This window comes from Nocardioides sp. (assembly GCF_024509035.1).
Taxonomy (GTDB): Bacteria; Actinomycetota; Actinomycetes; order Propionibacteriales; family Nocardioidaceae; genus Nocardioides.
Map to the genome: position 1 here is coordinate 15691 of NZ_JANINT010000137.1, position 19505 is coordinate 35195.

At 73.3% G+C, this 19505-nt stretch carries 16 protein-coding genes and 1 riboswitch; of the genes, 9 read left to right on the forward strand and 7 right to left on the reverse strand.

Features of this window, described 5'->3' with window-relative positions:
• Position 1 precedes the first annotated feature (1 nt).
• The 6 genes from Q0L15_RS11055 (at position 2) to Q0L15_RS11080 (ending at position 6827) form a co-directional block, all read left to right on the forward strand.
• Positions 2-784 (forward strand): aldolase/citrate lyase family protein, encoded by a 783-nt coding sequence (locus tag Q0L15_RS11055; protein ID WP_296604345.1) that lies wholly within the window; start codon positions 2-4, stop codon positions 782-784.
• Positions 781-1539 (forward strand): SDR family oxidoreductase, encoded by a 759-nt coding sequence (locus Q0L15_RS11060; protein ID WP_296604346.1) that lies wholly within the window; start codon positions 781-783, stop codon positions 1537-1539. Before Q0L15_RS11055 ends, Q0L15_RS11060 begins: the two co-directional genes overlap by 4 nt.
• Positions 1536-2015: a (2Fe-2S)-binding protein gene (locus Q0L15_RS11065; RefSeq protein ID WP_296604348.1), complete on the forward strand. Its 480-nt coding sequence runs from the start codon at positions 1536-1538 to the stop codon at positions 2013-2015. Before Q0L15_RS11060 ends, Q0L15_RS11065 begins: the two co-directional genes overlap by 4 nt.
• The gene (locus Q0L15_RS11070; protein WP_296604350.1) at positions 2012-4138 is read left to right on the forward strand and encodes a molybdopterin cofactor-binding domain-containing protein; all 2127 of its coding nucleotides are present in this window, start codon (positions 2012-2014) and stop codon (positions 4136-4138) included. Before Q0L15_RS11065 ends, Q0L15_RS11070 begins: the two co-directional genes overlap by 4 nt.
• Positions 4139-4140: 2 nt before the next feature.
• Positions 4141-5085 (forward strand): amidohydrolase family protein, encoded by a 945-nt coding sequence (locus tag Q0L15_RS11075; RefSeq protein ID WP_296604351.1) that lies wholly within the window; start codon positions 4141-4143, stop codon positions 5083-5085.
• Between the two features lie 77 nt (positions 5086-5162).
• Positions 5163-6827, forward strand: a complete 1665-nt coding sequence (locus tag Q0L15_RS11080) for an APC family permease (RefSeq protein ID WP_296604353.1) — start codon at positions 5163-5165, stop codon at positions 6825-6827.
• A gap of 475 nt (positions 6828-7302) precedes the next feature.
• On the opposite strand, the gene Q0L15_RS11085 is transcribed toward Q0L15_RS11080, so the two are convergent.
• Positions 7303-8391 carry an exo-alpha-sialidase gene (locus tag Q0L15_RS11085; RefSeq protein ID WP_296604354.1) on the reverse strand — a complete coding sequence of 363 codons (1089 nt, stop codon included), beginning with the start codon at positions 8389-8391 and terminating at the stop codon, positions 7303-7305.
• An 89-nt stretch (positions 8392-8480) separates the two neighbouring features.
• Between Q0L15_RS11085 and Q0L15_RS11090 the strand changes: the two genes are divergently transcribed.
• The 3 genes from Q0L15_RS11090 to Q0L15_RS11100 all read left to right on the forward strand — a co-directional run bounded on the left by Q0L15_RS11090 (position 8481) and on the right by Q0L15_RS11100 (position 11893).
• Positions 8481-9359 carry an EamA family transporter gene (locus tag Q0L15_RS11090; RefSeq protein ID WP_296604355.1) on the forward strand — a complete coding sequence of 293 codons (879 nt, stop codon included), beginning with the start codon at positions 8481-8483 and terminating at the stop codon, positions 9357-9359.
• A 439-nt stretch (positions 9360-9798) separates the two neighbouring features.
• Positions 9799-10713: an alpha/beta hydrolase gene (locus Q0L15_RS11095; RefSeq protein WP_296604357.1), complete on the forward strand. Its 915-nt coding sequence runs from the start codon at positions 9799-9801 to the stop codon at positions 10711-10713.
• A 1-nt stretch (position 10714) separates the two neighbouring features.
• Entirely contained in the window at positions 10715-11893 is a 1179-nt protein-coding gene (locus Q0L15_RS11100; protein WP_296604359.1) for a PQQ-dependent sugar dehydrogenase, read from the forward strand.
• Here the strand turns inward: Q0L15_RS11100 and Q0L15_RS11105 are convergent.
• From Q0L15_RS11105 to gatB, 6 genes are all read right to left on the reverse strand, one after another.
• Complete coding sequence (locus Q0L15_RS11105; protein ID WP_296604360.1) at positions 11880-12713, reverse strand: ECF transporter S component; 834 nt, start codon at positions 12711-12713, stop codon at positions 11880-11882. The two genes, Q0L15_RS11100 and Q0L15_RS11105, sit on opposite strands and share 14 nt — an antisense overlap.
• Positions 12710-14302, reverse strand: coding sequence for an ABC transporter ATP-binding protein (locus Q0L15_RS11110; RefSeq protein ID WP_296604362.1), 1593 nt, complete (start codon positions 14300-14302; stop codon positions 12710-12712). The genes Q0L15_RS11105 and Q0L15_RS11110 overlap by 4 nt, the downstream gene beginning before the upstream one ends.
• Complete coding sequence (locus tag Q0L15_RS11115) at positions 14299-15423, reverse strand: energy-coupling factor transporter transmembrane component T (protein ID WP_296604364.1); 1125 nt, start codon at positions 15421-15423, stop codon at positions 14299-14301. The genes Q0L15_RS11110 and Q0L15_RS11115 overlap by 4 nt, the downstream gene beginning before the upstream one ends.
• Positions 15420-16313 carry a hypothetical protein gene (locus Q0L15_RS11120; protein ID WP_296604365.1) on the reverse strand — a complete coding sequence of 298 codons (894 nt, stop codon included), beginning with the start codon at positions 16311-16313 and terminating at the stop codon, positions 15420-15422. The genes Q0L15_RS11115 and Q0L15_RS11120 overlap by 4 nt, the downstream gene beginning before the upstream one ends.
• Position 16314: 1 nt before the next feature.
• Positions 16315-17940, reverse strand: a complete 1626-nt coding sequence (locus Q0L15_RS11125) for a prenyltransferase/squalene oxidase repeat-containing protein (protein WP_296604366.1) — start codon at positions 17938-17940, stop codon at positions 16315-16317.
• A gap of 100 nt (positions 17941-18040) precedes the next feature.
• Positions 18041-18122, reverse strand: a riboswitch (cobalamin riboswitch).
• Positions 18123-18270: 148 nt separating this feature from the next.
• The coding region (gatB, locus tag Q0L15_RS11130) for an Asp-tRNA(Asn)/Glu-tRNA(Gln) amidotransferase subunit GatB (protein WP_296604368.1) at positions 18271-19505 on the reverse strand (1235 nt) is incomplete at its 5' end.

Consider the following 19505-nt stretch of genomic DNA (forward strand, 5'->3'; position numbering starts at 1 on the left):
CGTGCTGCGCACACGCAATGCGGACGAAGGGTCCGCCCTGGGCACCTGGGTGAAGCTGTCCAGCCCCGAGAGCGTCGAGATCCTCGCCCACGCCGGCTTCGACTTCGTGGTCATCGACCTCGAGCACACGACGTTGGACCTCGGCGCGTGCTCCACCCACATCGCGCTCGCCCGCGCCCTCGGGGTCGACCCGCTGGTGAGGGTTCCCGACCATGGCCAGAGCACGATCCAGCGGGTGCTCGACGCCGGCGCCGTCGGCGTGATCGTGCCGCACGTCGACACCGCCGACCAGGCCCGCGCTGCCGTGCGCGCCACGAGGTTCCCGCCTCACGGGGTCCGCGGGTCCGGCGGGACGAGCCGGGCGGGCCGATGGGGGACGTTGCCTCGTGCGGACTACCTCCGCTTCGGCAACGACGACGCCCTGTGCATCGTCCAGCTCGAGAGCCCGGAGGCGGTCGCCAACGCCGCGGAGATCATGGCGGTCGACGGCGTCGACTCCGCGTTCGTCGGCACGGCGGACCTCTCGATGTCGATGGGAGTCGCCGCGGGCTCCGAGGAGGTACGACGCCTCGTGGGCTCAGTCCTCGACGCGGCCGCCGCGGCCGGGCGGCCGCTCGGGACCGCCGCGGCCACGAGCGGTGCGGCGCGCTCGGCCCTGGCGAGCGGCTACGACTACGTGGTGCTCAGCAACGACACCTCGATCCTCGCGAGCGGTGCCCGCGAGCTCGTGAGCGCCGTGCACGGGTCCGTCGACGAGCCGGTCGTGGAGGGAGTGCCGCGATGAGCGCTGCACGCGTCGCCCTCGTCACGGGATCGAGCTCGGGCATCGGCGAGGCGATCGCCCGCACGCTCGCCGCCGACGGCTTCACGGTCGTCGTCAACTCCGCGACCTCGGTCGAGGCCGGGGAGCGGATCGCGGCCGAGCTGCCGGGCGGGAGCTACGTCCGAGGCGACGTCGCCGACCCCGCCGACGCCGTCCGGCTGGTCGAGACGGCCCTGGAGCGGCACGGGCGGCTCGACGTCCTCGTCAACAACGCCGGGACCTCCACTCCCGTCCCGCACACGGACCTCGACGGCGTGAGCGCCGAGGACTGGCACCGGATCCTCGGCGTCAACGTGGTCGGCCCCTGGCAGCTGTCGGTCGCCGCTGTGAAGGCCATGGAACCCGGTGGCCTGATCGTGAACATCAGCTCCGTGGGCGGGACCAGGGCGCTCGGCAGCTCGATCCCGTACGCCGTCAGCAAGGCGGCCCTCAACCACTTGACCCGTCTCCTCGCCAAGGCCGTCGGACCCGACATCCGGGTCAACGCCGTCGCACCGGGGCCGGTCGAGACCCCGATGTCGGCCGGATCGCTGACGGACCGGGCGGCGCGGACGGCGTCGATGACGCCCCTCGGCCGGATCGGCCGGCCGTCCGACGTGGCCGCGGTGGTGCTGGCCTTGGTCAACACGCCGTTCATCACCGGCGAGGTCGTGCACGTCGACGGAGGCATCAACCTCGTCACGCACATGGACGCCCCACGCGAGGTCGGCCGATGACGGCATCCGAAGCCTCGTCCCGGTTCGACGTGCGGGTCAACGGCCGGGCCGTCCCCGTCTCCGTACCGTCCGAGACCTCGCTCCTGGAGGTCCTGCGCAACGACGTCGGCGACAAGTCGCCGAAGTTCGGGTGCGGTCTCGGGCAGTGCGGCGCCTGCATGGTGTGGCTCGACGGGCACCCGACGCCCTCGTGTGACCTGCCCATCGAGTACGTGACCGGCGAGGTCCGGACGGCGTCGGGCCTGGGGACCCCCGACGGCCCCCACCCGCTCCAGGCGGCCTTCCTCGAGCTCCAGGCCGGCCAGTGCGGCTACTGCGTGTCCGGCGTCCTCGTCAGCGCTGCTGCCCTGCTCCGCGACAACCCCTGTCCCACCCGGGACGAGGTGACGGCCGCGCTGGAGCGTCACCTCTGCCGGTGCGGCACCCATCAGCGCTTCGTGGACGCCGTGCTGGCGGCCGCAGGAGCCGGAGCATGAGCGACCGCACGACCACGGGGTTGCCGGACTCCCTCGTCAGCAATCCGCGGGTCTCGACCTGGCTGACGGTCACCGAGCACCGGGGCATCGAGCTGCGGGTCGGCAAGGTCGAGCTCGGGCAGGGCATCGTGACCGCGCTGACGCAGCTGGCCGCCCACGAGCTCGACGTCCCCCCGGACGCGATCCGCCCCACGGCCACCAACACCGCCGCGTCGCCCGACGAGGGTCTGACCGCGGGGAGCTTGTCGGTCATGACGTCGGGCTCCGCCGTACGCCGCGTCTGCGCCGAGGCGCGCGAGCTGTTCCGTCGCGCGGCGGCCCACCGTGCCGGCCTCGACGTCGACGACGTCGCGCTGGTGTCCGGACTGTTCGTCCGGGCCGACGGCTCGCGCATCGGCTCCTACGCCGACCTGGCGGCAGCGGTCGACCTGGACGTCGAGGTCGGCGACCCCACGCTCCGCGTCGAGCTCACGCCGTCGTCGTCGAAGGACCTGCATCGTCTCGACCTGCCCGACAAGGTGATGGGGCGCCCGCGGTTCATCCACGACCTCGAGTTCGCGGGGATGCTGCACGGCCGGGTTGTTCGCCCGCCGCGACCCGGCGCCCACCTCGTCGACATCCCGGACGTCACGACCCTTCCCGGCGTCCACACCGTCGTGCGCGAGGGCGACTTCCTCGCCGTCGTCGCAGCCCGGGAGGGCCAGGCCGTGCGCGCGGCGGAGGCGCTCGTCGCCGGGGCCACGTGGACCGGCGGCCTCCAGCTCCCCGACGCCGACGACATCGGCAGCTGGCTGCGGTCGGTCGACGCGGAGACCACCGCCTTGCGGGCGGACGGCGCGCGCCACGACGGCGCGAGGACCACGCTCCGCGCGTCGTACTCGCGTCCCTTCGTCGCGCACGGGTCGATCGGACCCGGCTGCGCGATCGCGGTCCTCGACGAGGGACGGCTGAACGTCTGGAGCCACAGCCAGGCGGTGTTCCTGGTCGGCCGCGGCATCGCGTCCGCGCTGGGGCTCGCGCCGGACGCGGTCGTCGTCCAGCACGTCGAGGGCGCCGGGAGCTACGGGCACAACTCCTCCGACGACGTCGCGATGGACGCTGCTCTGCTGGCCACCCACCTCCCGGGGCGGCACGTGCGCGTGCTGTGGAGCCGCGCGGACGAGCTGGGCTGGGAACCGTTCGGGCCCGCGATGACCGGCGAGGTGACGGCGACGCTCGGAGCCGACGGTCTGGTGAGCGACCTGTCCTACGAGGTCTGGGGCAACGGCCACGTGGCACGTCCCGGCTACGCGCCGCAGCACAGCCTGCTCGCCGACGCCCACCGCGGCGGCGTCGACACGATGCCTCCCGCGACCGACCCGCCGCCCGAGCGCGGCGCGGGCACCGGGCGCAACGCGGAGCCCTATTACGACATCGCGCGGGTCGACGTCGTCGCCCACCGGGTGCTCGCGATGCCGCTGCGGACCTCCTCGCTGCGCTCGCTGGGGGCCAACCTCAACGCGTTCGCGCTCGAGTCGGCCATGGACGAGCTCGCCGCGGCCGCCGGCCGGGATCCCCTGGAGTTCCGGCTCGCCCACCTGAGTGACCCCCGCGCGCGCGACGTCCTCACCACCGCCGCCGACGCGGCGGGTTGGGGCGGCCCACTCCCCGAGGACCGGGGCCGCGGACTGGCGTTCAGCCGCTACAAGAACCGCAACTCCTACTGCGCGGTCGTCGCCGACGTCGAGGCCGCGGATGCCGTCCGGGTGACGCGTCTGACCATCGCGGTCGACGTGGGCCGGGTCGTCAACCTCGACGGCGTACGCAACCAGATCGAGGGCGGCGCACTCCAGGCCACCAGCTGGGCGCTCCTGGAGCGCGTCGCTTTCGACCGGCAGCGGGTCCTCAGCACCGACTGGGACTCCTACCCCATCCTCCGCTTCTCGCAGGTCCCCCACGTCGAGGTGCATGTGCTCGACCGCCCCGACCAGCCGTCGCTCGGTGCCGGCGAGGCGACGATGGGGCCGGTGCCAGCGGCGATCGCCAACGCGGTCGCCGACGCCCTCGGCGTCCGGGTGCGCACCCTGCCGCTCACCTCCGACGCCATCGTGGCGGCCATCGAGGCCGAGATCGAGGCCGACTGACGGTGCACGCCATCGACATGCACGCCCACCTCGCCGTGCCCGGGCGAGCTCTCGTGGTCTCCCGGGCCCGCGGGACCGAGGTCGTCGCACGCGAGTCGCCCGACACCGGGACACGGCTGGCGGCCATGGACGCCATGGGAGTGCGGATCCAGGCCGTCAGCCTCTCGCCGTCGCAGTACGACGACGGGCTCGACCCGGGCCTCGCACGCGAGGTCGTGGAGATCGCGAACGAGGCCCTCGCCGCGCTGGTGTCGACCCACCCCGACCGGTTCGTCGGGATCGCCGACGTGGCGCTGGCACATCTCGACTTGGCGGCCGAGCAGCTCGAGCGCGCCGTCGTGCACCACGGATTGCGCGGCGTGCAGATCCCCGGCCGCGCCGGGCAGCGGGAGCTCTCCGCTCCCGGGCTCGAGCCGTTCTGGGCCGCGGCCGAGCGTCTCGGCGTGCCGGTGGTGGTGCACCCCTACGGGTGCTCGCTCGGGGCCCGGCTCGCGCCGTACTCCCTGAGCAGCACCGTGGGGACGCCCACGGAGCATGCCGTCGCGCTCTCGCACCTGATCCTCTCGGGGGTGCTCGACCGACACCCGGGACTCGAGGTCGTCGCGACCCACGGCGGCGGCTACCTGCCGCTGTCGATCGGGCGTGTCGACCATGCCTGGCTGATCCGACCCGACAGCCGGGGTTGCAAGGACCTGCCGAGCAGCTACCTGGCGCGGCTGTCCTTCGACTCCCTGGTCTACCGGGGCGACGCGCTGCGCCACCTGCTCGACCTCGTCGGCGCGGACCGCATCGTGCTCGGCAGCGACTACCCCTACGACGTGGGTGTCCGAGATCCCGTCGAGCGCTTGGACAGGGTGCCCGGCCTCACCGCCGGCGAGCGCGAGGCGGTCCTGCACCGGACGGCGGCCCGCCTGCTCGGCCTCGCGGACCATCCTGCGGGAGCCTGAGCATCGGACCGTTTGGGCAACCGCCTCGTCGGGCACGGAACTCGGTGGCCCACCTCCGAGCGCTCGAGGAGCTCGACATGACGATCGACGTGCAGACAGCCGAACAACCTCAGCTCAAGCGACATGTGGGGATCGTCGGTCTCCTGTTCGCGAGCGTCGGTTCCATCATCGGCTCCGGGTGGCTGTTCGGTGCCCTCAACGCCTCGCAGCAGGCGGGCCCGGCCGCGGTGATCTCCTGGGCGCTGGGCGGGGTGATGATCCTGCTCATCGCGCTCGTGTACGCCGAGCTCGGCACGATGTTCCCGCTCTCGGGCGGCGTCGTGCGGTTCCCCCACCTGGCCTTCGGCTCCTTCGCCAGCTACACCGCGGGGTGGATCACCTGGGTCGCGGTCGCCACGACCGCCCCGATCGAGGTCGAGGCGGCGCTGCAGTACGCCACGAAGTACGCGCCCTTCACCAGCGAGCACACCGTCAACGGCGAGATCGTCCACACGCTCACGGGCCTGGGCTACGCGAGCGCCGTGGCGCTGATGGCGGTGTTCGTGGTCGTCAACTACTACGGCATCCGCTGGTTCGCCCGCATCAACAACGCCCTGGTCGTCTGGAAGATCGCCATCATCCTGCTCGTGATCGCGGCGTTCGTCCTCACCGCCTTCCACGGGGACAACTTCACCAGTCACGGCTTCAAGCCGGCCGGTTGGCACGGCGTCTTCACCGCGATCGCGACCTCCGGCATCGTCTTCTCCTACCTCGGCTTCCGACAGGGCATCGAGCTGGCCGGCGAGACCGACAACCCCCGGCGCAACGTCCCCATCGCCGTCATCGGGTCGGTGCTGCTCACCGGCCTGATCTACATCGCCCTCCAGGTCGCCTTCATCGGGGCGCTGTCGCCGAGCACGATCTCCGACTCCGGCGGCTGGGCCAAGCTCAGCTTCGAGAACGACTTCGGGCCGCTCGCCGCCGTCGCCTCCCTGCTCGGACTGAGCTGGCTGGCGATCCTGCTGTACGTCGACGCGATCGTCTCGCCCGGCGACACCGGCCTGATCTACACCACCGTCACCTCGCGGATCTCCTACGCGATGGCGCGCAACGGCAACGCGCCTCAGGCGCTGGCTCGGACGACCGACCGGGGCGTCCCCTTCATCTCGCTGATCGTGACGTTCGTCGTCGGGCTGATCGTGTTCCTGCCGTTCCCCAGCTGGCAGCAGCTGGTCGGGTTCATCACCTCGGCGACCGTGCTGTCGTTCGCCTCCGGGCCGCTTGTGCTGTCCGCGCTGCGGCGCCAGCTCCCCGACCACGAGCGCCCGTTCCGCCTGCCCGGTGGCCACGTGATCCCCGTGCTCGCGTTCTGGGCGTCCAACCTGATCATCTACTGGTCGGGCTGGGACATCGTGTGGAAGCTCGCGGTCGCGGTGGCGATCGGGTTCGTGCTGCTCCCGATCTACCACGTGCTCGGGCAGGACACCCCCAAGCTCGACCTGCGCGCCGGCGCGACGTGGGTGGTGCCGTGGCTCGTCGGCCTGCTGGTGATCTCGTGGCTCGGCAACTACCCCGAGCCGGCGGCAGGCAACCAGGACCTGCTGGAGTTCAGCACCGCGATCCCGGTGATCTTCGTGTTCTCCGTGGCGATCTACGTGCTGGCCATGATGTCGCCGCTGAGCACCGAGGAGATCCAGGCCCACGTCGACCGCGCCATGGAGGAGTCCGAGCAGGAGGAGCAGGAGCTCGGTTCCGCGCCGTAGACACGGCGCGCCTCCACCAGAACCGCACCCACGTCCGGCGCCTCAGACCGGCATGCACCGTGGGGTCCTGGCTCTCGCCGTCGTGGTGGCCGTGGGTTCGATCGCCGGGTGTGACGACGAAGACCCGGGTCCGCCGAGCGTGCGACTTCGCGGTCCGCCTGCTGCTCGTCCAGGACGGGAGATCGCGGCGGTCGCCTTCGACTTCCTCGGGTGAGCCCCGGGTCCCCGGGACGTCATACGACCCGGTCACGGGGACAGCCACCTCGGATGACCTCCGCCCGGGCCTGCCCGGGACGTCGTCCGATGTGGGGGTTCTGGCGCCCAGGACGTATGACCTCCGCCCGGGCCTGCCCGGGACGTCGTCCGATGTGGGCGTTCTGGCGCCCAGGACGTATGACCTCCGCCCGGGCCTGCGCGGGACGTCGTCCGATGTGGGCGTTCTGGCGCCCAGAACGTATGACGTCCCCGGGTGCGCTCAGAACGCGGCGGCGCGCACCACCAGGACGTCGGGGAGGTCGGCGACGACCTGCCGCCAGGTCTCGCCCTCGTCCGCCGAGCCCCACACCGCGCCGTTGCGGGCACCGAAGTAGAGGCCGGTGCGGTCGTGGCCGTCGGCGCACATGCCGTCGCGCATGACGGCGACGTAGAAGCTGTCGGGCAGGCCGGTGCCGAGCTCCTCCCACGACTCCCCCGCGTCGCGCGAGCGCCACACCCGGGCCTTGCCGCCGGGCGGGTAGCGGCCGTCACCGGAGCCGTTGGGGAAGACGTAGATCGTGTCGGGGTCGTGCGGGTGGACCACCACGGGGAAGCCGAAGTCGGACGGCAGGCCGTCGCCGATGTAGGTCCAGGAGGCGGCGTGGTCGTCGGAGCGGTAGACGCCGCCGTGGTTCTGCAGGTAGAGCCGCTCGGGCCGGGAGGGGTGACGGGTGATCTTGTGGACGCACTGGCCGAACTCGGGGAACTGCTGGCCCTCGGGCAGGAACTCCGCGCGGATGCCCTGGTTGCGCGGCGCCCACGACGCACCGCCGTCGCTGGTCTGGTAGCACCCGCCGGTCGAGATCGCGACGGTGACCGACTGCGGGTCGGTCGGGTGCGGGAGCACCGTGTGGAAGGCCTGGCCGCCGAAGCCCGCGCCCCAGTGCGGCCGGTGCGGGTGGTCCCAGAGGCCCTGCTCGAGCGTGAACGTCTCGCCGCGATCGGTCGAGCGCCACACGGCGCCCGGCTCGGTGCCGGCGTACACGACGTCCGCCTCGGTGCCCGTCACCAGCTGCCAGACCCGCTCGACGGTGGCGTCGGCGCCCTCGGGGAAGCGGATCGCGCCGTTGGGCGTCTCGTGCCAGGTCGCGCCGAGGTCGTCGGAGCGGCGCACCTGGGGGCCGAGCCAGCTCGAGGAGGCGCCGGCGAGCAACCGAGGTGGGTCGCTGCGGGTGTCGACGAGGCAGGAGTAGACCTCCTCCATGTCGCAGTGCGGACCGGTGAACTCCCAGTCCCTGCGCTCCTCGTCCGAGGTGCCGAGCCACAGGCCCTTGCGGGTCCCGACCATCAGCAGCGTCCGGTCAGCCATCTGCACTCCATTCGTGTTCGCGACCCCTCGAGTGACCCCTGGTGTGCCCAGCGTGCACCTCGGCGGGGACAACCTTCTAGATTGACCGGGTGACCGTCCCGAACTCATCGCGCGGGCCGGTCTCCCCGATCTCACCGGTCTGGCTGGTGCTGGTCGGCATCTTGTCGGTGCAGTTCGGCGCCGGCATCGCCAAGAGCCTCTTCGACGAGGTCGCGCCGACGACGATCGTCTGGCTGCGGCTGGTCACCAGCGCCCTCGTGCTGGTGGCCGTCGCCCGACCCGTGCTCCGCGGACGGTCGCGCACCGACTGGCTGGTCGTGCTCGGCTTCGGCATCAGCCTCGGGGTGATGAACTGGGCGATCTACCAGGCGTTCGCGCGGATCCCCCTGGGGGTCGCGGTCACGCTGGAGTTCGTGGGCCCGCTGACGCTCGCGGTCCTCGGGTCGCGCCGGGCGCGTGACCTGCTGTGGGTCTTGCTGGCGGCGATCGGCGTCGCGCTGCTCGGGCTGCGCGACGGCGACCTGACCCTGGCCGGGGTGCTGTTCGCGCTGCTCGCCGGGGCGATGTGGGCGTCGTACATCCTGATGAGCGCGCAGACCGGACGCCGGTGGCCCGGCTTCGACGGCCTGGCCGTCGCGTCGGTGATCGCGACGGCGATGCTGACGCCGTTCGCGATCGGCACCGGCGGCAGCGACCTGCTCGACCCGCGCATCCTCGCGCTGGGCGCGGCCGTCGGGCTGCTCAGCTCCGTCGTCCCCTACAGCTGCGAGCTGGTCGCGCTGCGGTCGCTGCGGCCCTCGGTGTTCTCGGTGCTCATGAGCCTCGAGCCGGCAGCGGCCGCGCTCGCCGGCATCGTCGTGCTCGGCGAGCTGCTCAGCGTCGAGCAGTGGGTGGCGATGGTGTGCGTGGTCGTCGCGTCGGTGGGCGCCACCCGCTCGGCGCCGGCGGTCGCTCCGGCGCCGGACTGACCCCGCCGGGTCCGGCCCGACCGAAGTTCACGGAACCGTCACACGACGTTGACCGGAGCGAATCGGCCGGTGGCTAGCGTGGAGCGCACACCACTCGGGAGTGCTTCACGGGGAGCTCGCAATGAACGCCGTCACACACGTCGTCACACACCGCGCCGGCCGGGCAGTCCGTCTCCTGGCCGATCCCGTGAGGCGTTGGCCGGTCGAGTCCCAGCTCCGGGCTCGGCGCAACGCCATGGTCGCCTCCACCGCTCTCGCACAACGGCGTGCGGAGCTCGACGAGGTCGAGGAGTTCCTGGCGGCTCGACGCCAGGCTCCGGCACCGGAGGTCGCAGCGCACGCTGCGCACGGCTGAGCCCGCTGGGCGGCGCGGCCTCTCCCTGGCCGCCCGGTGGGCTCAGCCACGCCTCTGCCCACCGGGCAAGGCACAATCGAGCCCATGTCCGCGACCCCTGCCCGCGCCCTCCCCGCGCCGACGCTCGCGTTCCACGACGTGCTGTCCGACGACGGCACCCGGCTGCGCGCCTGGACCAACGACCCCGACGGCACCCGCACCGGGCCGACCGTGGTGCTGTGCAACGGACTCGGCACCAGCGCCTGGGCGTGGCCCGCGTTCCTCGATCCCGCCTGCGACGTGCGGGTGGTCTCGTGGAACCACCGCGGCACCGGCGGCTCCGAGCGCCCGGCCGACCTCGACCACGTCGGCGTCGAGGCGTTCGCCGAGGACGGCCTCTCGGTGATGGACCACTTCGGCATCGACCGCGCCGTCCTGGTGGGCTGGTCGATCGGCGTCAACACGATGTACGAGCTCGCCGCCCGCCACCCCGAGCGGGTCACCGGCCTGTTCGCGGTCGCCGGCGTGCCGGGCGACACCTTCGCCACGATGCTGCGCCCGCTGCGCGTGCCGGCGTTCGCCGCCAAGGCCATCGCGGTCAACTTCTCCCGCGCCCTGAAGTACGGCGGCCACCTGGTCACCCCGATCTCCACCCGCCTCCCGGTGGGCCGGCGCACGGTCGACGTCGTCAGCCACAGCGGGTTCATGCTCCCGGTCGCCGACCCCGAGCTCACCCGCCGCACGATCGCGGCGTTCCTCGAGACCCCCGTCGAGTGGTACTTCCACGTCGCGCTGCACACCTCCAAGCACCCGAAGGTCTCGCTGAGCCGGGTCACGGCACCGGCCGCGTTCGTGGCCGGCACCTTCGACGTGCTGGCCGGCACCCACGCGATGGCCGAGGCGGCCCGGCGCATCGAGGGGGCCACCTACACCGAGCTGCGCGGCACGCACTTCGTGCAGATGGAGCACCCCGACCGCGTGCACGCGCTGCTGCTGGAGTTCCTGCGTAAGGTCGGCTGACATGCGACGCACCACCGCCCTGGTCGGCACGGCCACGCTCGCCGCCGTGCTGCTCAGCGGGTGCGGTGGTGACGACGAGCCCGAGGACTCCGGCGACACCGTCACGGCGACCCCGCAGCCGACCGGACCGTCCTCCCCCACGACCCCCGGGACCGGACCGTCCAAGCCCACCGGCGACAACACGCCGTCGACCGACGACGGTCCCGCGAAGGTGGTCGGCACCATCGCCACCGGCCTGGCCGCGCCGTGGGGCCTGGCGTTCCTGCCGAACGGCGACGCGGTCGTCACCGAGCGGGACACCCGACGGGTGCTGCTGCTCGACGCGCCGTCGTACGACGTGCGCCAGGTCGGCCTCATCGACGCGGCCGTCTCCAACGGCGACACCGGCGGCGAGGCCGGGCTCCTCGGCGTCGCGGTCTCCCCCGACTTCGGCTCGGACCGGACGCTGTTCTTCTACCTGAGCACCGCCGCGGACAACCGCATCGTGAAGGCGCGGCTCGAGGGCAGTCGGCTCGGCACCCCGACGGTGATCCTCGACGGGATCCCCGTCGGCGGGATCCACGACGGCGGGCGGCTCGCGTTCGGCCCCGACGGCTACCTCTACGCCTCCACCGGCGAGACCGGCGACCGCGACCTCGCCCAGGACAAGGGCACGCTGGCGGGCAAGATCCTGCGGATCACCACCGACGGCGAGCCGGCGCCGGGCAACCCGTTCCCCGGCTCGGAGATCTGGTCCTTCGGGCACCGCAACGTCCAGGGGCTCGCGTTCGACGACGCGGACCGGCTGTGGGCCTCGGAGTTCGGCGACCAGACCTACGACGAGCTCAACCTGATCCGCCCGGGCGAGAACTACGGGTGGCCGATGGTCGAGGGTCGCGGCGGCACCGGCGGCCTGATCGACCCACAGGTGGTGTGGGAGACCGACGTCGCCTCGCCCTCGGGGCTGGCCTGGCTCGACGGGCACCTGTGGCTGGCCTCGCTGCGCGGCGAGCGGCTGTGGCGCATCGATGTCCACGGCGACCACGCCAGCCACCCCGTCGACTTCTTCGTCGGGAAGTACGGCCGGATGCGCACCGTGGTCGCGACGCCCGAGGGTCGGCTGTGGGTGACGACCAGCAACCGCGACGGCCGCGGCGATCCGGCACCCGGTGACGACCGGATCCTGCTCATCGAGCCGTGACGGAGACCCCGCTGTCGACCGGACGCTCGACCGTGCCGGTCACGGTGGCCCGCCGTGCCGCCCGGCGCAGCGTGGTGAGGACGGCCGGGCCCAGCAGGACGATCGCGACGACGTTGGTGATCGCGCGCACCGAGTCCCAGCTGCCGGTCGAGGTCAGCAGCGTGTAGACGAGGAACGTGTGCAGGTTGTCCAGCAGCGGCGCACCGGGCACGTAGGACAGCGAGCCCTCGTGGCCGGGCACCTCGATGCCGGTGATGAACGGCCACCCCGAGAGGTTCATGAGCAGGCCGAAGAGGTACGCCGCCACCACGCCGTAGGCGGCCAGCACCGCGATCTCGGCCCGCCCCCGCAGGCCGCGCGGCAGCAGACCGGCTCCCATGCCGACCCAGGCGGCGCAGAGCATCTGGTAGGGCAGCCACGGCCCGACGCCGGCGGTCATCAGCGCCGAGGCGAACAGCGACGTGCAGCCGAGCACGAAGCCGAATCCGGGCCCGAAGACGCGCCCGGCGAGGATCAGCAGGAAGAACGTCAGCTCCACCCCGGCGGTGCCGGGCGAGATGCCGCGGAGCACGGCGTTGACCGCGCTGAGCACGCCGAGCACCGCGAGCACACGGGGGTCCATGCCGCCCTCGTTGAGCTCGGCGAGCACGACCGCGAGGACCACCGGCAGCAGCGCGACGAACAGGAACGGCGGGTCGACCCGCGCACCCTCGGGCACCCGCAGCAGCAGCGGCCAGCACAGCATCATCAGCCCCGCGGCCGACGCGACCGCCAGCACCGCGCCGGAGCGCAGGGAGACGCGGACCGCGGGGCGGCTCATGACGCGCTCGGCTCCTGCTCGAGCCGCCGGACGACCTCGTCGACGCGCAGCCACCCCGCGCCGAGCACCTTGGTCACCTGGGGCGCGAACGACGGCGACTCGGCGACCACCCGGCGTACCGGGCCCGAGGAGACGACCTCGCCCTCGGCGAGCACGACGACGTCGTCGGCCACCTGGGCGACGAACTCCACGTCGTGGGTCGCGACGAGCACCGTGCGGCCGTCGGCGGCGAGCCCGCGCAGCACCCGCGCGAGCACGTGCTTGGCGGCGTAGTCGAGGCCGCGGGTCGGCTCGTCGAGCAGCAGCACCTGGGGGCGCGCGGTCAGCACGATGGCGAGCACCAGCGCGAGCCGCTGCCCCTCGGAGAGGTCACGCGGGTGCTGGTCGGCGGGGATCCCGGGCACCAGCTCCTCGAGCAGGCCCTGGCAGGCGCCGGTGCCGCCGTCGGCGGCCGCACACTCCTCGGCGACCGTCTCGAGGTAGAGCAGGTCGGCGGCGTTCTGCGGGACCAGCCCGACCAGGCCGCGGCGCTCGGCGACGGCGAGGTCGGCGGGATCGACCCCGCCGATGGTGATCCGGCCGCCCGAGCGTCGGCCGCTGCCCTGCAGCGCCCAGATCAGCGAGGACTTGCCGGAGCCGTTGCGGCCCATCAGCGCGGTCACCCGGCCCCCGCCGAGCTCGAGGTCCACGTCGCGCACGGCCACGGTCTCGCCGTGGACGACCGCGAGGCGCCGTACGGCGACGGCGGGCTCCTGCTCGGCCTCGGCGACGTCCGGCGGGACCCCGAGGCGCTCGACGAGGCCGCGGGCCCGGCGGCGGGCGTCGCGCACGCTCAGCGGCAGCGGACGCCAGCCGGCGGCCCGGCCGAGCTCGACGATCGGGGGCACGACCGGCGAGGTCACCAGCAGCTCGCCCGGCTCGCCCACGTGCACCCGCCCGGCCCCGGTGAGCAGGCACATCCGGTCGGCGAACGGCACGACCCGCTCGAGGCGGTGCTCGGCGACCAGCACCGAGACGCCGAGGTCGTGCACGAGCCGGGTCAGGGTCGCCAGCACCTCCTCGGCGGCCGTGGGGTCGAGGGCCGAGGTCGGCTCGTCGAGGACGAGGAGGCGGGGATGCATGGTGAGGACCGAGCCGATCGCGACCCGCTGCTGCTGACCGCCCGAGAGCGTGCGCAGGTCGCGGGCGCGCAGGTCGGCGATGCCGAGCAGGTCGAGGGTCTCCTCGACGCGCCGCCGCATGGTGTCGGGCGGCAGGCCGAGCTGCTCCATGCCGTAGGCGAGCTCCTCCTCCACGGTGTCGGTGACGAACCCCGCGGCGGGGTTCTGCCCGACGAAGCCGATCGCGTGCGCGCGGTCGCGCGGCGGGGTGTGCACGATGCTCGCGCCGTCGAGCAGCACATCGCCGCGCAGGGTGCCGCCGGAGAAGCGCGGGACCAGGCCGGTCACCACACCCAGCAGGGTCGACTTCCCGGCGCCGGTCGGGCCCGAGACGAGCACCAGCTCGCCCTCGTCGACCTCGAGGTCGACGTCGGCCAGGACCGGTGGCCCGTCGTCGTAGGAGAACCCGATGCCGCGCAGCTCGATCATGCCGCCACCTCCTGGGGCGTCTCGGTCCGCACGAGCGCGGCGCTCATCGCTCGCGGGGGCTGGGGGGAGCAGAGGGCGCCGGCCAGCGCCACGACCGCCGCGGCGAGCGCGGTCGCGCTCACCGGAGGCATGGCGTCGAGCACCGGGTAGGCGACCAGGAGCTGGTGGTGCGCGAGCCACCAGCCGATCGCACCGACGGTGAAACCCGACCCCGCCACGGCGAGCTCCGGTGCGTGCCACCGGTCGGCTCGATAGCGGGTGCGCTCGACCCGGCGGCCGGCGCTGAGCAGGCCGGCCCCGGCCGCGAGGACGCCGAACGCCAGCATCGGCAGCGCGAGGTAGCGCGGCGCGGTCGTGTCGAGGACGGCGTACACGCCCACGCAGATGCCGCCGAGACCGACGAGCATGAGTGCTCCCGTCGTCCGTCGTCGGGCGCGGGTCAGGCCGGTCGCGCGGCCGTAGCCGCGGGTGTCCATGCCGGCGGCCAGCGCGAGCGAGCGCTCCAGCGCGTCCTCGAGCACGGGCACCAGGAAGCGGCGCAGTCGCCCGATCCGGCCGGTGTCGCCGCCGCGCAGGACCTGGGCCGCCTTGACCCGGCGCGCGCTGTCGGCGAGCTGCGGGAGGATGCTGACCGCGACCACCAGCGCGGTGCCGATCTCGTAGAGCGCCGGCGGCACCGAGCGCAGCAGCCGCTTGGGGTTGGCCAGCGAGTTGGCGGCGCCGATGCAGATCACGATCGTGGCCAGACGGAGGCCGTCGTAGAGGGCGAAGAGCAGCGCCTGGGCGTGCACCGGCCCGAGCAGGGTGATGCCGGCGACCCAGTCGGGCAGCGGGATCTCCGGCAGGTCGAGCAGCACCGGCCCGCCCGACCAGCCGCCGAAGACCAGCCGGAACACCACGCGGATCACGACGATCGCGACCCCGAGCCACAGGTAGAGGCCGAACGAGAGCGCCCACGGGTGGTCCGAGCGTCGCAGCGACACCGCAGTGGCGGCCACGCCGATGATCATCAGCAGGAGCAGGGGGTTGGTGGTGAACGACGCCGCCACCGCGAGCCCGACCGCCCACAGCCACCAGGCCACGGGGTGCAGGTCGCGGTGTCGGCGTACGTTCGCGGTCACGGCCGGGCCGACCTCCGGCGCCGCGCCAGGGCGGCGCCGCCAGCGGCGCCGAACAGCGCGACGATCGCCACCGGCGCGACCCAGGACGGGAGCCCTGGGTCGTCGGAGCCCTCGGGGTCGGTGGCCTCGGCGGACACCGGGGCCGCGTCGGCGCTCGGCGCCTCGCTCGGTGCGGTGCCGTCGGTGGCCGTCGGGCTGGGGTCGACGCTGCCCGGAGCCGGCGGCTTGTCGCCCTTGCGGTCACCCTTGCCGGCCCCTCGGGTCGGCGCTGCGGTGGCGTCGCCGGAGGCGTCCGCGCTCGGCGAGGCCGAGCCCGACGGGTTCCCCTGGCCGGAGCCCGAGCCGACGGGCCCAGGCCCGTGGCTCGTGCCGTGGGTGGGCGCCTTCGTCGGCGCCGTGGTCGGGGTCGGCTCGGCCGCCGGGTGCGGTGACGGGTTGACCCCGGGGGTCGAGCGGGCCGAGGAGCCGTTCCAGGAGAAGGCCACGTAGCCACCGTCGGGGACCTTCAGCGATCCGGCCCCGGTCGTGGCGTAGGTCCACGACCCCGACGTCCCGTCGGACCAGTACAGCCCCCAGTAGGCGTCGGCCGGGGGCGTGTTCACGCACGGGTCGTCGGCAGGCTTGCCGGCCACGCGGCACACGAAGCTCGGCTGGCGCTGGACATAGGTCAGCGAGAAGCCGGCGGCCGCGAACAGGCTGGCGGCCGTGTCGCCACCGCCGCCCGCGACGCACGCCGACTGCACCCCGCCGCCGAGCTCGTGGAAGTCGACGACGACGCTGACGCCGTCGGCGGACGCACAGGTCGACGCGCTCGCCGGGGAGGCCGGCATGCCGGCGTACGCCGCCGCGGCCATGGTGGCCGCGGCGGCGATCCGAGACAGTGTCCGCACGTCAGCGGGTGACGGTGAAGGAGCCGGCGGCCTTGCGGTGGGCGAACTGTCCGCGCACCACGACCTTGGCCTTGCCCGGGCGGTTCGGGACCTTGGTCCGGAACACCAGGACACCCTTGCCGTTGGCCTGGCCCGACGCGCCCTCGCCCGCCCCGCTCGAGCCCTTCGCGGGCCAGGTGATCTTGGCGGTGCCGATCTCGCCCGGGGCGAGGCCGGCGATCTTGATGACCTGCTTGGCGCCGGGGGCGACGCGCGCCTTGAGGGTGAGCTTCAGCCTCGTCCTGCCCAGGGCGTTGATGGTGACCTTGTTGATCGTCCCGGCGGCGTTCGCGACCGTCACCCGGCTCTTGCCGGTCGTGGCCGGGATCCGGACGCGGAGCTGGGCCTCACCGGACGTGTCGGCGTAGCCGAGCACGGACTGCTCGCCGAGCATCGCGCAGAGTGCCTCGCCCGGAGCGGCGTCGATCACGCCGACCGGCTTGAAGCCACCGGCCCGGACGTACTCGGCCGCGAACAGCGCGTGCGGCTCGCCCGTGCCGGCCGGTGCCCACTGGAGGGCGGGCAGCGCCTGGGCGGTCGCCATCAGGAACTGGCCCTGGGTGGCCGCGTCGATCGCACCGCCGCTCTGGATGGCCTTCAGCGCGGCGTCGTCGTAGGCGATCGCCCCGAGGTCGGCTGCTGCGTAGTAGACGCAGTTGGCGACGTTGGCCGCCTGGTGCGCGCGGATCCACGAGGCCGCGTCGGCCGCCGCGTCGGTCGCGCCCAGGGTGGCGAGCGCGGAGGCGGCGAGCCCGGTGCTGTTGGTGTTCGGAGCCTCGGTGGTGGGACCGCCGCCGAAGGCGCCGTTCGCCCGCTGGCTGTCCAGCAGCCACGTCTTGGCGCGAGCGAGCGCGTCGGCCACACCCGGCGCGGTCGCGTCGCCGGCCAGGGCGAGCACGGCCTGGGACGTCGAGTCGGTGTCGGGCTCGTCCCCGGCGCCGCAGGACTGCGCGCCCGGGGCCGCGGGGATGTCACCCCGGAAGAAGCCCGCGGGGCACTGCTGGTCGAGCAGGTAGTCGACGGCCGCGGCGTACGCCGTGCTGCCGGTGCCGCGCAGGCCCTCGGCCGCCAGGGCCTGGATGTAGGTGTTGTCGTAGCTGTCGTCGGGCGCGCCGTCGGCCGTCGAGATCACCCGGCCGCTGTCGGCGACCAGGGAGTCGAGACGCTCGACGAGGTCGACACCGCCGAACGCGTGCTCGTCGCCACCGACGCGCTGGGCCAGCACGAGCACCTTGGCGGTCGACCCGCCCGACTCGCCGGTGTGGGTGACGCCCTTGTCGTCGTAGGAGTAGGCGATGTAGTCGTTGACGCCGGCCTCGACCGCGTCGCGGATGCGGGTGACGGTGGCCTCCTGGCCACCGACGGCGTGCAGGCCGAGGGCGACGTCGATGCCGAGGCCGTACTGCGGGCCGTAGTCGCTCGGGAACAGTCCCGAGTCGGGCACCTGTCCGGCCAACCAGGCGGCGGAGGCCGCGGCCGGAGCCGGGTCGGTCGCGGCGGCGGCCGGAGCGGAGGTCGCCGCCAGCGCGGTGAGAGAGAGGGCCGGGACCGCCAGGAGGGCGGTCGAGCGGCGCACGAGGGTGTGCATGGTGTTCCTTCCCGCTGCGACAGCGGGAGGCGGTCAGGGAGGTTCCCCGGCGGCCACCCGCTGCTTTCCTCGACAGCGTGTGATCAGGACGCGTCGCTTCGGGTGCTCCGGCTCGCCCCCGGCCCTGGCTGGTCGGGAGGCCTACGGTTGCGGGTCAGCGCCGGACTCGGACCGGCTTCCCCCAGCTGCGGGCGTGGTGAATGTGTTGAGTTGTAGGGCCGTGCTCAGGTGATACGAGCGCAGCATATCGCTCGCCCGCCTCCCCTCGGCCCCCGGTCCGATCCGCGTTGACCCGCCCGAAACTTTCGGGCGGGTCAACGCAGACGAGCCTCAGCTGAGCTTCTCGAGGACGAGCTCGCGGACCCGGCCGGCGTCGGCCTGGCCGCGCATCTCCTTCATGACCGCGCCGATGAGGGCACCGGCGGCGGCGACCTTGCCGTCGCGGATCTTGTCGGCGACGTCGGGGTTCTCGGCGATCGCCTTGTCGACAGCGGCCGAGAGCGCGCCCTCGTCGGAGACGATCGCGAGACCGCGGGCGGCGACGATCTCGTCGGGAGTGCCCTCGCCGGCGAGCAGGCCGTCGAAGACCTGGCGGGCCAGCTTGTCGTTGAGCTTGCCCTCGTCGACCAGCACCTGCACGCGGGCGACGTCGACCGGGGTGACACCCAGCTCGGCGACCTCGACGCCCGCCTCGTTGGCGCGGCGGGCCATCTCGCCGAGCCACCACTTGCGGGCGGCCTGGGGCGAGGCGCCGGCGGCGATCGTCTCCTCGACGATCAGCAGCGCGCCCGCACCGACGGTGTCACGCATCTCGAGGTCGGAGAAGCCCCACTCGGCCTGCAGCCGGGCGCGCTTCTGGGTCGGGTTCTCCGGCAGCGTGGCGCGCAGCTCCTCGACCCACTCGCGCGTCGGCGCCACCGGCACCAGGTCGGGCTCGGGGAAGTAGCGGTAGTCCTCGGCGTCGGACTTCTCGCGGCCGCTGGTGGTGACACCGGTGTCCTCGTGCCAGTGGCGCGTCTCCTGCAGGATCTTCTGCCCGGACTCGAGGACGGCCGCGTGCCGCGACATCTCGTAGCGCACCGCGCGCTCGACCGAGCGCAGCGAGTTGACGTTCTTGGTCTCGGTGCGGGTGCCCAGGGTGCCCGTGCCCTTCGGCGAGAGCGACAGGTTGACGTCGGCGCGGATCGAGCCCTGGTCCATCCGCGCGTCGGAGACCCCGAGGGCCACGATCAGGTCGCGCAGCTGCGCGACGTACGCCCGCGCGACCTGCGGCGCCTTCTCCCCCGCACCGAGGATCGGCTTGGTGACGATCTCGATGAGCGGGATGCCGGCGCGGTTGTAGTCGACCAGCGAGTGGTCGGCGCCGTGGATGCGGCCGGTGGCGCCGCCGACGTGCAGCGACTTGCCGGTGTCCTCCTCCATGTGCGCGCGCTCGATCTCGACCCGGAAGGTCTCACCGTCGCCCTCCTCGTTCGGCACAGTGACGTCCATGTAGCCCTCGAACGCGATCGGCTCGTCGTACTGCGAGGTCTGGAAGTTCTTCGGCATGTCCGGGTAGAAGTAGT

What these genes read in the sequence shown, in the direction of transcription:
- Q0L15_RS11060 (WP_296604346.1), top strand. Translation starts at nt 781, where the DNA reads ATGAGCGCTGCACGCGTCGCCCTCGTCACGGGATCGAGCTCGGGCATC.
- Q0L15_RS11110 (WP_296604362.1), bottom strand. Translation starts at nt 14,302, where the DNA reads ATGATCGAGCTGCGCGGCATCGGGTTCTCCTACGACGACGGGCCACCG.
- Q0L15_RS11070 (WP_296604350.1), top strand. Translation starts at nt 2,012, where the DNA reads ATGAGCGACCGCACGACCACGGGGTTGCCGGACTCCCTCGTCAGCAAT.
- Q0L15_RS11105 (WP_296604360.1), bottom strand. Translation starts at nt 12,713, where the DNA reads ATGAGCCGCCCCGCGGTCCGCGTCTCCCTGCGCTCCGGCGCGGTGCTG.
- Q0L15_RS11065 (WP_296604348.1), top strand. Translation starts at nt 1,536, where the DNA reads ATGACGGCATCCGAAGCCTCGTCCCGGTTCGACGTGCGGGTCAACGGC.
- Q0L15_RS11100 (WP_296604359.1), top strand. Translation starts at nt 10,715, where the DNA reads ATGCGACGCACCACCGCCCTGGTCGGCACGGCCACGCTCGCCGCCGTG.
- Q0L15_RS11095 (WP_296604357.1), top strand. Translation starts at nt 9,799, where the DNA reads ATGTCCGCGACCCCTGCCCGCGCCCTCCCCGCGCCGACGCTCGCGTTC.
- Q0L15_RS11125 (WP_296604366.1), bottom strand. Translation starts at nt 17,940, where the DNA reads ATGCACACCCTCGTGCGCCGCTCGACCGCCCTCCTGGCGGTCCCGGCC.
- Q0L15_RS11080 (WP_296604353.1), top strand. Translation starts at nt 5,163, where the DNA reads ATGACGATCGACGTGCAGACAGCCGAACAACCTCAGCTCAAGCGACAT.
- Q0L15_RS11085 (WP_296604354.1), bottom strand. Translation starts at nt 8,391, where the DNA reads ATGGCTGACCGGACGCTGCTGATGGTCGGGACCCGCAAGGGCCTGTGG.